The 15,003-nt window shown below is 68.4% G+C and carries 13 protein-coding genes; 8 read left to right on the top strand and 5 right to left on the bottom strand.

Annotation, left to right across the window (positions count from 1 at the left end):
* Window positions 1-8: 8 nt before the first annotated feature.
* Window positions 9-1,061, bottom strand: a complete 1,053-nt coding sequence (locus FHU35_RS27675) for a copper resistance D family protein (protein ID WP_246110616.1) — start codon at window positions 1,059-1,061, stop codon at window positions 9-11.
* A gap of 725 nt (window positions 1,062-1,786) precedes the next feature.
* On the opposite strand from FHU35_RS27675, the gene FHU35_RS27680 reads away from it, so the two are divergent.
* Genes FHU35_RS27680 through FHU35_RS27695 form a run of 4 tightly spaced genes read left to right on the top strand, consistent with a single transcriptional unit; the run spans window position 1,787 to window position 5,989 of the window.
* Entirely contained in the window at window positions 1,787-2,764 is a 978-nt protein-coding gene (locus tag FHU35_RS27680; protein ID WP_145745072.1) for a DMT family protein, read from the top strand.
* Window positions 2,761-3,993, top strand: a complete 1,233-nt coding sequence (locus FHU35_RS27685) for a glycosyltransferase (protein WP_145745074.1) — start codon at window positions 2,761-2,763, stop codon at window positions 3,991-3,993. Before FHU35_RS27680 ends, FHU35_RS27685 begins: the two co-directional genes overlap by 4 nt.
* Window positions 3,994-3,995: 2 nt before the next feature.
* Window positions 3,996-4,910, top strand: a complete 915-nt coding sequence (locus tag FHU35_RS27690; RefSeq protein ID WP_145745076.1) for an alpha/beta fold hydrolase — start codon at window positions 3,996-3,998, stop codon at window positions 4,908-4,910.
* A complete protein-coding gene (locus FHU35_RS27695; protein ID WP_145745078.1) occupies window positions 4,907-5,989 on the top strand; it encodes a glycosyltransferase family 4 protein in 1,083 nt (360 codons plus the stop codon). Before FHU35_RS27690 ends, FHU35_RS27695 begins: the two co-directional genes overlap by 4 nt.
* Here the strand turns inward: FHU35_RS27695 and FHU35_RS29485 are convergent.
* The 4 genes from FHU35_RS29485 to FHU35_RS27715 form a co-directional block, all read right to left on the bottom strand.
* Window positions 5,983-6,399 (bottom strand): peptidase inhibitor family I36 protein, encoded by a 417-nt coding sequence (locus tag FHU35_RS29485; RefSeq protein WP_186459650.1) that lies wholly within the window; start codon window positions 6,397-6,399, stop codon window positions 5,983-5,985. The genes FHU35_RS27695 and FHU35_RS29485 overlap by 7 nt on opposite strands.
* A 515-nt stretch (window positions 6,400-6,914) precedes the next feature.
* Window positions 6,915-7,277 (bottom strand): hypothetical protein, encoded by a 363-nt coding sequence (locus FHU35_RS27705; protein ID WP_145745082.1) that lies wholly within the window; start codon window positions 7,275-7,277, stop codon window positions 6,915-6,917.
* A 298-nt stretch (window positions 7,278-7,575) separates the two neighbouring features.
* Complete coding sequence (locus tag FHU35_RS27710) at window positions 7,576-9,174, bottom strand: solute symporter family protein (protein WP_145745085.1); 1,599 nt, start codon at window positions 9,172-9,174, stop codon at window positions 7,576-7,578.
* Entirely contained in the window at window positions 9,171-9,587 is a 417-nt protein-coding gene (locus FHU35_RS27715; protein ID WP_145745087.1) for a DUF485 domain-containing protein, read from the bottom strand. The genes FHU35_RS27710 and FHU35_RS27715 overlap by 4 nt, the downstream gene beginning before the upstream one ends.
* A gap of 690 nt (window positions 9,588-10,277) precedes the next feature.
* Between FHU35_RS27715 and FHU35_RS27720 the strand changes: the two genes are divergently transcribed.
* Genes FHU35_RS27720 through FHU35_RS27735 form a run of 4 tightly spaced genes read left to right on the top strand, consistent with a single transcriptional unit; the run spans window position 10,278 to window position 14,937 of the window.
* Window positions 10,278-13,280 carry a nitrate- and nitrite sensing domain-containing protein gene (locus tag FHU35_RS27720; RefSeq protein ID WP_145745089.1) on the top strand — a complete coding sequence of 1,001 codons (3,003 nt, stop codon included), beginning with the start codon at window positions 10,278-10,280 and terminating at the stop codon, window positions 13,278-13,280.
* A gap of 56 nt (window positions 13,281-13,336) precedes the next feature.
* Window positions 13,337-13,768, top strand: a complete 432-nt coding sequence (locus tag FHU35_RS27725) for a roadblock/LC7 domain-containing protein (RefSeq protein WP_145745091.1) — start codon at window positions 13,337-13,339, stop codon at window positions 13,766-13,768.
* 7 nt (window positions 13,769-13,775) lie between these two features.
* Window positions 13,776-14,330, top strand: coding sequence for a DUF742 domain-containing protein (locus FHU35_RS27730; protein WP_145745093.1), 555 nt, complete (start codon window positions 13,776-13,778; stop codon window positions 14,328-14,330).
* Window positions 14,311-14,937 (top strand): GTP-binding protein, encoded by a 627-nt coding sequence (locus FHU35_RS27735; RefSeq protein WP_145745095.1) that lies wholly within the window; start codon window positions 14,311-14,313, stop codon window positions 14,935-14,937. Before FHU35_RS27730 ends, FHU35_RS27735 begins: the two co-directional genes overlap by 20 nt.
* Window positions 14,938-15,003 lie beyond the last annotated feature (66 nt).

A 15,003-nucleotide genomic window follows, 5' to 3' on the forward strand; every position in this document is an offset into this window, starting at 1 on the left:
CGACCGGGTCAGATGATGAGCGGGGCGCGGGAGAGGACGACGCCGAGGCCGTAGGCGACGCCCATGACCGCGACCTCGAAGATCACCCAGGTCATCAAGGCCGTCCGCTCCTGCCGTGCGATGCGCGGCAGGAGCCGGAACCGCATCTGGGCCCCGATCACCGCCAGCACCACCAGGCACACCGCCTTGCCGATGAGGATCTGCCCGTACTGCGTGGTGACCAGACCGGCCAGGCCCACGCTCGGCGTGATGATCAGTTCCATCAGGCCGTTGAACATGCCGGAAGCGCCGACCACCAGCAGGGCGAGTCCGGCGAGCTTGGAGAAGCGCGGCACCGCCTCGGCGAGCAGCTCGCGCCGCGGCGCCACGAACACGGCCACCGCGGCCAGGCCGCCGACCCACATGGCGGCACCGACCACGTGCAGCTCCATCGAGATCATGCTGAAGTCGTGGTACTGCCAGTCGGTCGCGTGGCCGGTCAGCGGCATCGGCAGCAGCCCGAGCAGCGCGACGATGGTGCGCAGCTCGGTGGGCACCGACTCGCCGAAGCGCACGGCGAACAGTCCCACGACGGCGCAGAGCAGCCCACCACCGGCGCTGGCGAGCAGGCCGGGGCCGGCGGGCACGTTCTCGACGTAGGCGACGAGAAGCCCGGTGGTGGCCGGTGAGCCCGGGCTGGCTTCCATCGCCTGCAGGACCAGCGAGACCAGCGCGGAGAGCATCCACACCAGGCCCGTGAACACGGTGAGCTGCCGGGCCCGGGCGGCCACGGGTTCGGTGCGCTTCGGCTGGTCGAAGCCGAGCAGCTTGGGCAGCATCGAGAGTCCGACGGTGGCGAGCGCGGCCAGGTCGAGCGCCGCGCGAGCGACCGGGATGCCGAACCGGACCAGCGGGGGCAGCGCGGGCAGGCCGGGGATGGTGCCGACGTCGGTGTAGGCCGTGGCGGCGAGCGCGGTCAGCAGCGCGGCACCCAGCAGGGCCGCGACGACCAGTGCTTTCGCAGTGCGCGCGCGGCTCCGCTTGGTCTGCTCGGTCCGGGATACCGCTTCGTGAACAGCCACGTTCCGCATGATCTCACCCGACCGTGCCTTCATAGGAAGTAGTTGCTGCAGATCACGCATCGTGAGGGAAATGTGCCTGAGCGCGATCGCGGCAGTGGACGTGATGTTCTCCCCATGTCGTTTGGGTCACCGTTTTCGCGCTGAGAATGTTGATCTTCATTTCGGTCGACGTGCCTGCTCTCCAGGCGTGCGGGGTGGAAGGAGTCCAATCCCGGCGATTTGTCGGGGAGCGGTGGCGGGACCGCGAACCGCGGTGGTCGGATGTGTTGCTGACAAAGTCCTCAGCGTTGTTGTTCTAGAGTCAGCGGCGTGGTTTCGGTGGATGACGCACTTGTGCACGCGAAGTGCGCTATCGACGTGCGTGATTCGTCCGGGCGTCGAGAAGTGTTCACCGGATCGGTTCCCGCGAATTCCGCTCAACGTCAGCCTGGCTGTGAACAATTCGTGCTTTGCTGTGGCGCCTGGCCCGCCGTGCGGGATCACCCTGGGTTCAGCCGGGGCAACTCAGGGCACCCTACGGGCGGCTCTGAGGTGGGTTCTCGCAGCCAGAACGCGGGTTCGGCACGAGGGTGGTTCGCGGGCGGCAACCGCCGCTGGAATGCGAGCACGGTTCGCCTCAGGGAAATTGGGGGTCCGGCCCCGGATGTGCGCCGGGCTCGCGAGACGCGAGATTGAGCGGTGTGGACGGACAGAGTGTCATGCAACGCGCTGGGGCGTGATCTGCGATGACTGCGCTTGCGGTGGTGCTGGCGGCGTTGGGCGCCTGCGGGTACGCGGTGGGAGCCCGCTTGCAGCACGCGGCGGTGCACGCCGCGATGGACGGCGGCGGCCTCGGCCTGCGCAGCCAGGCCCAGCTCGTGCGCAATCCGCGCTGGCTGGCCGGACTCGCCGCGCTCGGCAGCGGCGCTGTGCTGCACGTGTGCGCGCTGGGGCTCGCGCCCCTGAGCGTCGTGCAGCCCATGGGGGTGCTCGCGCTGCCCATCACCGTGCTGCTCAACTTCCGGGAGCAGGGCTACAGCCGGCGCGAGGTCAGCCCGAGCATGGTGCTGGCGGTGCTCGCCGCGACCGGCGGACTGGCCGTGTTCGTGCTGCTGGCCGCCGGCAGCGCCACGCCGACCACGGTCGGGGACGCCGATCAGTTCACCGCCACCCAGATCATCGCCGTGGCCGTGCTGGTGCTCGGCGTGGTCGCGGTCGCGACCCGCTCCAAGCTGCGCTGCGTGCTCTTCGCCGCCGGGTGCGCCGTGGCCTACGGGTACGTGTCGCTGATGGCCAGGGCCGTGGCGCAGCAGGTCGGCACCTGGGACCTGCTCTCGATCAACCTCCTCTCCGTGCTGGGCATCTCCGTGGCGATGGTGGCCGGCGGCTGGCTGCTGCAGCACGCCTACGCCAGCGGCCCGCCCGACCTGGTCGTGGCCTGCCTGACCGTCATCGACCCGCTGGTGGCCGTCGGCCTGGGAATCGGCCTGCTCGGCGAGGCCGACCACGTCAGCGGCTGGGTCGCCGCAGCGGAGGCGCTCTGCGCGCTGGTGGCCTGCGCCGGGGTGTTCGCCCTGGCACGGCACCACCCCGACACGACCGAACGGCGCCCGTCGGACAGGCTGGAGGGTGCCCCTGGTGGGACTGACCAGTCGCCTACGGAAGTTCCCACCGGTACCGCCGGACACCGCACGTCCCCTCGTCCTAACGGGAGTTCCTCTTGACTTCGCAACCGTCGCGCAGGCGCCCGCTGCGGATCGTGGTCGGTGCGACCACGTACCCGCCGCACGTCAACGGGGCCGCCAACTTCGGGCACCGGCTCGCCACGGGTCTGTCCGCCCGGGGGCACGAGGTTCACGTGGTGTGTCACTCCGACACCCGCGAATCGCGCACCGAGGTCGAAGACGGCCTGCTGGTGCACCGGGTGGGCTCCTACAGCTCGCCGTTCCACCCGACGATCCGCGGGCTGATGCCGTGGCAGGCCCGGCAGGCGGATGGCCTGCTGGAGGAGATCCAGCCCGACATCGTGCACGTGCAGTCGCACTTCTTCATCTGCCGCGGCCTGATCGACTCCGCTCGCAAGCGCGGCATCGGCATCGTGGCGACCAACCACTTCATGCCGGAGAACATCTTCGGCTACTTCAAGATCCCTCCCTTCCTGCAGAACGCCGCGGGACGCCTGCTCTGGCACAACCTGGTCAAGCACTACCGCAAGGCGCAGATGGTCACCGCGCCGACGCCGCGCGCCGTGCAACTGCTGCAGGACAACGGCTTCGACCGCACGGCTCTGCCGGTGTCCTGCGGCATCGACGTCGACCGCTACCGGCGACCTGCCGCCCGCTACCGCGAGCAGAACCCGGATCCGGACACCCGCACCGTGCTGTTCGTCGGCAGGCTCGACGAGGAGAAGCACATCGACGACCTGCTGCGGGCGATGTCGTTGCTGCGCACCGAGGTCCAGACCCGGCTGGAGATCGTCGGCAACGGTGCTCGCCGCGAGCACTTCGAGCAGCTGGCCACCGAGCTCGGCGTCGGTGACCGGGTCCACTTCCACGGCTTCCTCAGCGACGAGGAACTGCTGGAGGCCTACGCCCGTGCCGACCTGTTCTGCATGCCCAGCATCGCCGAGCTGCAGAGCCTGGCGACCATGGAAGCCATGTCCGCTGCGACCCCGGTCGTGCTGGCCAACGCCATGGCCCTGCCGCACCTGGTCCGTCCGGGCGAGAACGGCTGGCTGTACCCGCCGCGCGACGTGCACGCGCTCGCGGGCGCGATCGGCGACGTGCTGGCGGACCGAGCCACCATCGACCGGATGGGCGAGGCCAGCCAGCGCCTGGTCTCCCGCCACGACATCGCTGAGATCCTCGGACGCTTCGAAACCCTGTACCACCACGTGATCGACCCGAACAGCGCCGTGGAGCTCGACGAGATCAGCACCGAACTGGCGAGCTGATCATGATCGTCCCCGACCTGCACCCGAAGGAGCGCGCAGCTCGGATCAACGGCTCGGACCTGCACTACTGGGTCTACCGCGAGGAGCTGGGCCCCACCGCCGAAACCGTGCTGATCGTGCACGGGCTGCGCGGCACTCACCACGGCCTGGAGTCCATCGCGGCAGGCCTGGCGGGCAGGCGCGTCGTGATCCCGGACCTGCCCGGATTCGGGGACTCCGGGCCGTTGACCGGGCGGCACGACGTCGCCGGCTACGCCGAGGTGATCGTGGAGCTGATCGGTCGGCTCGGCGGTGCCGAGCGGCCGATCGTGCTGGTCGGGCATTCGTTCGGTTCGATCGTCGCCTCCCTTCTGGCGGCTTCCCGCCCGTCGCTGGTGCATCGGTTGGTGCTGATCAACCCCATCGCCACGTCCGCGTTGCGCGGGCCGTACGCGGCCCTGACGGGGTTGACCGCGGCCTACTACTCGCTCGGGGAGCGACTGCCCTCCCGCGCCGGTCGTTCGCTGCTGACCAACCGCTGGGTGGTGCTCGCGGCCAGCCGGGCGATGACCCGGACTCGGGACAAGCAGCTGCGCGGGTTCATCGACGACAACCACCTGCGGTACTTCAGCCGCTTCCACTCGCCGGCCGTGGTCAACCAGTCCTTCCAGGCCTCGGTGACGCACACCGTGACCGACTACGCCGATCAGCTGCGGATGCCGGTGCTGCTGGTCGCGGGCGAGCACGACGAGATCGCGCCGGTGGCCGGTCAACGCGCGCTCGCCGCCCGGTTGCCCGACGCCGAACTCGTGGTGATCTCCGACGTGGGGCATCTCGTGCACTACGAGACGCCCGAAGCCGCCGCGGCCGAGATCGTCCGGTTCCTGGGGCGCTGCGACCACCGCGAGAAGCTCGCGATCCCGGAGCAGACTCGATGAAGCTCGTGGTCGACGCGCGTTGGACGCGCACCGATCAGCACGACGGGATCAGCCGCTACGGCGCGAGCCTCGTCGAAGCGCTGCACCAACTCCACCCCGTGACGATGCTGATCCACGACGAGCGGCAGCTCGACCTGCTGCCCGACGGGGTTCCGCACGTGCTGATCAACAGCCCGATGTCACCGCGCGAGCTGTGGGTCTCGCGCACCCTGAACCGCCTCGGCGCTGACGTGGTGTTCAGCCCGATGCAGATCATCGGCGGGTTCCGCCGCGATTACCGCCTGGTGCTCACGCTGCACGACCTCATCTACTACCGGCACCCTGACCCGCCGGGATTTCTCCCGCTACCGGTCAAGGTCGCCTGGCGGCTCTACCACCAGGCGTACTGGCCGCAGCGCGTGATGCTCAACCGCGCTGACGCAGTCGTGACGGTCAGCGACACCACCCGGCGGTTGATCGAGCGGCACCGGCTGACCCGCAGGCCGGTCACGGTCGTGCACAACGCACCTCAGCCCCAGGCCGCACCGGACGCGCCGGACGCGACGGACGGCGGCCCGCGCGAGCTGGTGTACATGGGTTCTTTCATGCCGTACAAGGACGTCGAGACGTTGCTGGCGGGCATGGCCTTCCTTCCTGGTCACCGGCTGCACCTGGTCAGCCGGATTGCGCCGCAGCGAGAGGCCGAGCTGCGCGAGCAGCTGCCGCCGGGCGCGGACGTGGTGTTCTGGCGGGGGATCGGGGAGGACGAGTACCAGCAGCTGCTGGCCCGGGCCGGCGCGCTGGTCACGGCGTCGCGGGACGAGGGTTTCGGGTTGCCGGTCATCGAGGCGATGAACGCGGGGACGCCGGTGGTCTGCAGCGATCTGGAGATCTTCCACGAGGTCACCGGCGGGCACGCGAAGTTCTTCGAGTCGGGGAGGCCGAAGGACTTCGCTGACGCCGTGCGCGAGCTGGAGGACGATCAGGCCCGCGCAGACCTGGTCGCGGCGGCCCGGACCCAGGCGGCGAAGTTCACCTGGCAGAACTCCGCCGAGCGACTCCTGGACCTGGTGCGGAAGCTGGCCGACCGCGTTCAGTGACTCCAGACCTTGATGGCCCGGGCCACGTATCCGGCCTGCGGGGTCTGCGAACCCGTGGGGTGCGTGTCGAAATCTGCCTCCTCGTCGCAGTGCGGGTCCTGGTACACCGTCACCGGGTGGCCGGTGTTGTTGGCGAAGGACAATGCCTCCCAACCGGTTTCGAGCGTGGTGCACTGCTCGATGCCGGTGGTGCGCAGCGCTAGATCGCGTGGCTGACCGCCGAACCCGGTCTCCGGCCAGACGCAGAAAGACCCTTCGGGGCACATGTTTCGGGGCGATTCGGCGTCGGCCGGTGGTCCGGCGAGCAGCGCGGCCAACGACAGCGCCGTCGACAGAAGCAGCCCCAGCGCGAGCGACCAGCGGGATCGGAAACGGTCGGCAGCGGGCCGGCCGAGCGCGTAGGTGTGCATGACGGGAATCCTTTCGACGAGGGGAATTCGATCCGGGATGCGGCGGAGCTCGCCGCGCTGGAGCAAGATTGGCGGCCGAGCGAAACCGTTTCCAGCGAATTGGCCGGATACACCACCTATGGGTGGATTCGCAGGCGTGGAAAGGCATTCCGGAGCAGCGGAAGATCCGCTCGCGAAACCTGCCGGATGCACCACGATCGAGGCATCAAGCCCGGTGCGCGGCGAGCGGCCGCGGGTGGCCGAGCCCCACCGGGTGCTGGAACCGTGGATCGGTCCGTCATCGGGGTGGAGCTCGGCCGTGGCACCGGGAGACCTCGGCGGCCGGGTGACCGGCATGGACTGCCGGGCTCACCGAGGGGGTGAGGCCGCTGGGCGCGGTTCGCGAGGTCGCCGGCTTCGGTGGCCGGCGACCTGCACGAGGCCGGGCCCTGAGCGAACACCTTCCACGGGGCCTGCCGCCTCCGGCGGACAGGCTGGGAGGGCCGCTTCAGCGGCGGTGGGATGAAAACGGGGAATCACATGAAGCAGCCGCTCACGAATCCTGAAATCTGGCTGCGTTCGTTGGTGATGTCGAGCCATTGCGTGACGGTCCTGCCGTCCTCGCAGAGAATGGGTTCGCCGTCGATTCTGCGGTGAATCGTGGCGGTGTCCCCAGGATTGCCGATTCCACGCACGGAGGCGCTGGTGCCGGGTTCTGAGCGGATCCGCGTCCCGAAGGCGAGGAAGTCCGTCGTGTCCTGCCCAGGTGCCGCCTGCGCTGCCTGGACCAGGGCATCTCGGATTTCAACGGCGATGGTCGCGACTTGGGTTCCGAGCCCGGTGATGGGCACGATCGCGGCCACCGCCATGCCTAACAGGGCATTCCGAAGCTTGCGCATCACAAACCCCCACTTGGCCCGGGCTTTCGCTTTTCGACCGGATTTTCGGCGAATTTGTGAGCGGGTCCGGGCCGGTTCCCAGTTTATTGACCAGAGCCCGGATCCAGCAGTGTCCGATCGGGTAAGGCGAATTCGTGCGGGGCACGCACGGAGTCCGGTGACGCGCAGCGGTCGGGACTCGTTCCGCAACGCCTCGAGCGGGTGAGGGCCGGACCAACATCGACCCGGTCCGCGATGACGAAGGGCGCCAGGGGAACGCGTGGTCCCCTGGCGCCCTTCGAACTCGTGTTTCTCCCGGTCAGGCGTTGCGCGATCCGATTCCGGTGAGGGAGCGGACCTCCATCTCGGCCTGGCGTTCGACGTCCCGCTCCGGCTTGCCCACGAAGGTGCCGATGGCCGCGAACAGGAACGAGATCGGGATCGAGACGATGCCCGGGTTCTTCAGCGGGAAGAACGCGAAGTCCACGCTCGGGATGATCGAGTCCGAGGAACCCGAGACGACCGGCGAGAAGATCACCAGCAGCAGGCAGGAGATCAAGCCGCTGTAGATGCCCCAGAGGGTGCCGGTGGTGTTGAACCTCTTCCAGAACAGCGTGTAGAGCAGCGTGGAGAGGTTCGCCGACGCGGCGAAGGCGAAGGCCAGACCGACCAGGAACGCCACGTTCTGCCCGATCACCAGGATGCCGCCGAGGATCGACGCGGCGCCGATGACCAGGGCCGTCATGCGGGCCACCCACACCACGCGGCCGGAATCGACCTCGCCGCCGCGGAGGACGCTCGCGTACACGTCGTGGGCGAAGGACGCCGAGGCGGTCAGCGTCAGACCGGCGACCACCGCCAGGATCGTGGCGAAGGCGACCGCCGAGATGATGCCCAGCAGTACCGTGCCGCCGATCCGGTAGGCCAGCAGCGGCGCGGCGGAGTTCTCCGCGCCGGGTGCGGCGAGGATCGCGTCGGTGCCCACCAGTGCGCTGGCGCCGTAGCCGATGATCAGCGTGCAGAGGTAGAAGATCGCCATCGTCCAGGTCGCCCACACCACCGAACGTCGCGCCTCACGCGCGTTGGGCACGGTGTAGAAGCGCATCAGCACGTGCGGCAGACCACCGACGCCCAGCACCAGTGCCAGCGACAGCGAGATGAAGTCCAGCTTGGTGATCTCGGACTTGCCGTACTGGGTGCCGGGCCCGAAGATCGCGCGGCCGTGCGGGTTGTTGTCCGCTGCGGCTCCCAGCAGCTCGGTCATGCTGTAGCTGAACTTGCCGAGCAGGAAGATCGTGATCAGCACCGCGCTCAGCACGAGCATGGTGGCCTTGATGATCTGCACCCACGTGGTGCCTTTCATGCCGCCGACCAGCACGTAGACCATCATGACGGCACCGACGCCGGCCATCACCAGCATTTGTCCGAAGTGGCCGTGCACGTTGAGCAGGAGCGCGACGAGACCGCCGGCACCGGCGATCTGGGCGATCATGTACATGATCGTGATGGCCAGCGTGGACGTCGCCGCCGCGGCGCGCACCGGGCGCTGCTTCATCCGGAAGCTGAGCACGTCGCCCATGGTGAAGCGGCCCGTGTTGCGGGTGCGTTCGGCCAGCAGCAGCAGGTTGATCAGCCACGCGACCAGGAAGCCGATGCTGTAGAGGAAGCCGTCGTAGCCGTAGATCGCGATCGCTCCGGCGATGCCCAGGAACGACGCGGCCGAGAGGTAGTCACCGGACAGCGCGATGCCGTTCTGCACACCGCTGAAGGCGCTGCCGGCGACGAAGTAGTCGCTGGCGGTGCCGCGGTTGCTGACGCGGTAGACGATGAACAGCGTGATCAGCACGAACACGGCGAAGACGCTCGTGTTGATGATGATGCTGTCGTCGGGGATGACGGTGGACTGGGCAAGGTTCATCGGTCGAACTCTCCGGCCTGCTCACGGATTTCGTCGACGCGTGGGTCGATGTGGCGACGGGCGAACCGGACGTAGAGGGTGGTCAGCCCGACGGTGGTGACGAACTGCCCGATTCCCAGCAGCAATCCGACGTTGACCTCGCCGTAGACCGGCTTCGCCAGCTGTTCCGGGAAGTAGGCGGCGGCCAGCACGTAGCCCAGGTACCAGATGAGGAAAAACGCCGTCGCGGGAAAAACGAACCATTTAAGGCGACGGCGGAGGCTGCGGAATTCGGCGCTCTGCTGGATAGAGGTGAAATCGGGCCGCTCGGCGGTAGTGCGAACCGCGCTCTTCTCGATTCCGCCGAACGCCGCGCGTTGATTTCCGGGCTCACGCGGTGAACCGCGCAGCGCGGATTGCGTCCCGTTGCTCATGCATCCTTCCTGGGCTTCGCGGTGTGCCGGCCGGGGTCGCCGAGCTGGCGGAGGCGGGCAATTCTTACCACTCTTCTACCTCTATCGACACTGTGGGGAGCAACACTTCGAAGCCTCCATTTCACCCGTCTGAGCAGCGGCGGGGCCAACAGACCGCGACGGGCGGGCAACGCTCGGTTACTGGTGGGTAAGGCCAGGTCAGCGACCTGCACTTTCAAGATCGGAAGCCGTTGACCAGGTGTTACAGCGTCTCACGAGGACGAGTTCAAGGCTCCTTTTGGGCCGAACGGGTGAAATTGCGTCAGGCGCCCACGAACTGATCGAACACTCGGCGTGATCTCGCCTGTTTGGCGTAGCAGATTGCGGAAAAGCCCCCGGTGCTTTCCTTGCGGCAAGGGCATATAGTGCTTGGACACTGAGAGGTAGTCGTGGGAACGGGAAGGGTCACGGTTCGATACCAGTGTCCGGAATGTGTCGGCCGGGGCAGCCATCGGTGACGCTGAGTATCGACGAGACCTCGATGGCACGGAGACCCGCGTTGGTTCGCCGGCCCCGAGTCCTCCCGACGCGGCCGCCTTTCACCCCAGACCATCAGCACGACGATTGCGGGACCGCACGCATGCGCCGTTCGCCTACGCTTTGTTCGACACGCCTGCTTGACCAGCGCGGGGACGTACAGGGAGACCGCTCATGAGCGGGGGTCGGCGGTCCGCCGGCTTCCTGCAGTGGCGCAACTGGTCGCTGCCCACGAAGCTGGCCGCCGTCGTCCTGGTGCCCGTCATCTTCGCGATCACGCTCGGTGTCGGGCAGATTCAGTGGCAGGTCGAGCAGTCCGACGACTACGGCCGGGTCGCGAAGGTGCTCGACGCCGAGAAGCAGATGGAACCGCTGATGAGCGGTCTCCAGCTGGAGCGCAACCACGCGGTGGAGAACCTGGTCGGAGACGGCCAGATCAGCCAGTTCACCGATCAGATCGCCGCCACCGACAAGGCCGCTGAAACCCTGCGCCTCACCCTCACCGAGACCGACGTCTACACCGAGGTCGTCCAGGAGCGATTCGCCGAGACCCGCAGGGCGATGGACAGCCTCACCGCGGTGCGCGCCGGCGTTCAGGCCCGGAAGGTCACCGCCAACCAGGCGATCGGCGCCTACAGCCAGGCCGTCCGCGCGATGCTCGGCCTGGACCGCGCGCTGACCACCAGCGTCGCCGACCCGGCGATCTCCAGCACCGCGACCGCGCTGACCGACCTGCTCGGTCTGACCGAAGAAGTCCGGTTGCAGCAGGCCCTGGTGCTCTCGGGCCTCAGCGACGGTTCGCTGGACCCGCCGACGCTCGACAACCTCTCCGGCTCTCGTGCCCGGCTGCTGTCGAAGATCAACGACGCCAGTTCCGGCGTGGCCAAGCACTGGCAGCAGCGACTCATGCAGCAGCTGCAGGTCCCGGCGATCGTGCAGCGGAACCAGATGCTCGCCTCGGTCATCATGGAGAGCACCGACAGCAAGTCCAGCGGCGGCTTCTCCGTCCAGCGCGAAGCGTGGAATGCCACGAGCGACGGCTCCGTGAAGACCATCGAGTCCGGTCGCGGTGAGCTGGCGACCGAGGTCCGCACCGTCGCGCAGGGACTGGCCGACGACGCCAGCGACCGCGCGGGCTGGGACTCGGTCATGCTGCTGGCCTCGCTGATCGCCGCCGCGGCCGTGATCATCATGATCACCCGCCAGCTGCTCGGATCGCTGCGCGAGCTGCGGATCGGCGCGCTCGACGCGGCCGAGTACGACCTGCCGCAAGCGGTCACCTCGGTTCGCGAGGGCAAGGGCGCCGAGGCCGACGTGCCCCCGCTGCCGGTCAGCACCACCGAAGAGGTCGGCCAGGTGGCCCGGGCCTTCGACGAGGTCAACCGGCAGGCGCTGCGCCTGGCCGTCGAGCAGGCCGACCTGCGTCGCGGCTACAGCGACGCGTTCGTCAGCGTCTCCCGCCGCAGCCAGGCGCTGCTGGAGCGCCAGCTGCGCCTGTTCGAGGAGCTGGAGCAGGACGAGGAAGACCCGGACCAGCTGTCCAGGCTCTTCCAGCTGGACAACCTGGCGACCCGGATGCGCCGGAACAACGAGAACCTCATGGTTCTCTCCGGCAGCGACCTGGCCCGCCGGTTCACGCAGCCCACCGAGCTCGCCGACGTGCTCCGTTCGGCGGTCTCGGAGATCGAGCAGTACCCGCGGATCGCGGTGCAGCCGACCCCGTCGGTGAAGCTGCGCGGCAACACCGCCAGCGACCTCGTGCGCCTGGTCGCCGAGCTGATGGACAACAGCGCGAACTTCTCCGCGCCGGACACCGTCGTGACCGTCTCCAGCTACCAGTCCGGTGATGGCACGGTCGTGCTGGACGTCCTCGACAACGGCATCGGCATGGGCGACGACGACCTGGCCGACGCCAACCAGCGGCTGTCCCGCGTCGCCGAGGACGACATCTCGACCTCGCGCCGGATGGGCCTGTTCGTGGCCGGACGCCTGGCCGCGCGGCACGGCATCAGCGTCGAGCTGCACGGAGGCCCGGACGTCGAGGGCGTGCGCGCGACCGTGCTGGTCCCGTCCGAGCACGTGGTCTCCGCGCAGCAGAGCGGGTCCTCGCAGATGCCGCCGTCGACGCCGCCCGCGCAGGTCAACGGCCACTCGCTGCCCGGCCTGCAGACCTCGGGTTCGTTCCCGGGCGCGGGTGCTCCGCTGCCGCGCCGGATTCCCGAGCAGCCGGAGGACAACGGCTGGAAGACGGAGGAACCGGCCTGGCAGGGTCAGGACCCGTCCTGGGAGCAGCAGTACGACCAGGACTACAACGCCAACGCTCCGACCAGCCTGTTCGAGCCGATCTTCCCCCACGAGCAGGGCGAGCACTCGGGTCAGTTCGACGGCGGTTACTTCGGTGCGGAAGCCGATGACCAGGCCAACGACTTCTTCACCCCGGCCGGTGGTGACGATTCGCGGACCAGCAGCTTCTTCGGCTCCTCGCTGGACTACGAACCGCAGGACCACGAAGCCGAGGAACCCGCGCCGGAACCGGTGCGCAACGACCTGGCGGGGCAGTGGTTCATGCCCGCGGCCTCGGACTCGATCTCGGAGACCGGCGAGTTCCACTGGCCGGAGACCAAGGACGGCGACTCCGCGCTGTTCACCTCCGAGCAGCCGGCCGACGACGAGCCGAGCCTGACCTCCTCGGGCCTGCCGCGGCGCAAGCCGCGCAACCCCTCCCCGGCGGAGCCCGCGGAGGAAGCGCCCCAGAGCCGCAGCGCCGGGGACATCAGCAAGCAGCTCGCGCACAACGGCGTCCAGTTCGGGCGGACCGATCAGGAAACGGCCTACAAGCCGTGGCCGCCGGAACCGGGCGAGCAGGCACCCGAGCTGCCGCAGGCGCAGCCGTGGATCCCGCAGACCCCGGAGGCCCAGGCGTGGGACTTCGCGGCGGACAAGGCCCGCGAGGCCGCCGAATCCGCCGCGAACCCGCAGGAGACGTCGTTCACCAGCGCGGGACTGCCCCGGCGGAAGCCGAAGGCGAACCTGGTCCCGGGCAGCGTCTCCGACCAATCGCAGCAGCCGAGCCAGCCGCGGCGCTTCCAGCGCGACCCGGACGCCTTGCGCAACAGGCTGTCGGACTTCCAAGGTGGCGTCAGTCGCGGTCGGCACCGGATGACGGACGAGGGCTGAGTGGTGGACACGCGCGACAAGAAACGTGATCATCTCGGCAACGAACAGGAGGTTGCATGAGCGCACAGACCATTTCCCGCAGGTTCGGCTGGCTGATCACGGACTTCACCGAACGTGTGCAGGGTGTGGCGCACGCGATCGTGGTTTCGGCTGATGGACTGGTGCTGACCGCTTCGGCGACGCTGCCCAGGGATCGCGCCGACCAGCTCGCGGCGGTGGCCTCTGGTCTGCTGAGCCTCACGCAGGGGTCGGCCAAGTGCTTCGAGGCCGGCCAGGTCGTGCAGACGATCGTGGAGATGGATCGTGGCACCCTGCTGCAGATGGGCGTCAGCGACGGTTCGTGCCTGACGGTGCTCGCCGCGCCGCAGTGCGACATGGGGCTGATCGCCTACGAGATGACCATGCTGGTCGAGCGAGTCGGCCAGATGCTCACCCCGGAGATCCGCACCCAGCTGCAGAACAACAGCGCTTCGGGTCAACTGGTGTGAGGAAGCGATGAGCAGACGCTCGGAATACCCACGCCGAGACCGAAGACGACAGAACTCCGGCGACGACAGCTTCGCCGACGTCGTCAACTCCTTCACGTTCGGCGCCAAGCCCAAGCGGGGCAAGCGCAAGGAGCGCGAGGAGCCGGAGCCGGTACAGGCCCAGGAGCTGGACCAGCGCGCGCGGACGGAGTCGCAGGACCCTGCTGACGTCGTTCCCGAGCAGCCTGCGGCCTCCAGCATCCGGTCCTACACCTGGACCGGCGGCCGGACCAAGTCGAACTACGAACTGGCCATCGAGACCTTGGTTTCGGTCGGCGAGAACTACCGACCCGGCGCACCGGTCCGGCTGGAACACCAGTCGATCGCCGAGTTGTGCCAGCAACCCCGTTCGGTGGCCGAGGTCGGCGCACTGCTGTCAGTGCCGATCGGGGTCGCCCGCGTGCTGCTGGCCGACATGGCCGAACTCGGATTGATCACCGTGCACAGCACGGTGAGCGAAAGCGGCAGCGCACCACACATGATGTTGATGGAAAGGGTTTTGAGTGGACTCCGTCGGCTATAGCGCACCCCAGCTCGGCTCGATGCCTGAGCCTGCCAACCGGGGTGGCACCAGCTCGACGTCGGCGAAGATCGTCGTCGCGGGCGGGTTCGGTGTGGGCAAAACGACGTTCGTCGGTTCGGTCTCGGAAATCGTTCCGCTGACCACCGAAGCGGTCATGACGGAGGCTTCCCAGGGCGTCGACAACCTCGACGCGACTCCGAACAAGACCACGACCACCGTGGCCATGGACTTCGGCCGCATCTCGCTGGCCTCGGACCTGATCCTCTACCTGTTCGGAACACCCGGGCAGCAGCGGTTCTGGTTCATGTGGGACGACCTGGTCCGCGGTGCCATCGGCGCCGTCGTGCTGGTCGACACCCGCCGGCTGGCGGACTCGTTCTCCGCGATCGACTTCTTCGAGGATCGCGGACTGCCCTACCTGGTGGGCGTGAACCTGTTCGACGGGCAGATGCTGCACTCGCTCGAACAGGTGCGAGAAGCGATGGCGATCGGAGCCGACGTGCCGATCGGTCCGGTGGACGCCCGGGACCGGGAATCCACCAAGCGGACCCTCATCGCGCTCGTCGAGCACGCGATGAAGCACTGGACGCAGCGCCAGGCCATGTGAGCTCGAACGGGCGCCTTCGCCGGTCGTTGACGGCGGTTCGGAAAGCTGAACCGCCCTCAATCCGGA

It is taken from the genome of Saccharopolyspora dendranthemae (assembly GCF_007829955.1).
Taxonomy (GTDB): Bacteria; Actinomycetota; Actinomycetes; order Mycobacteriales; family Pseudonocardiaceae; genus Saccharopolyspora; species Saccharopolyspora dendranthemae.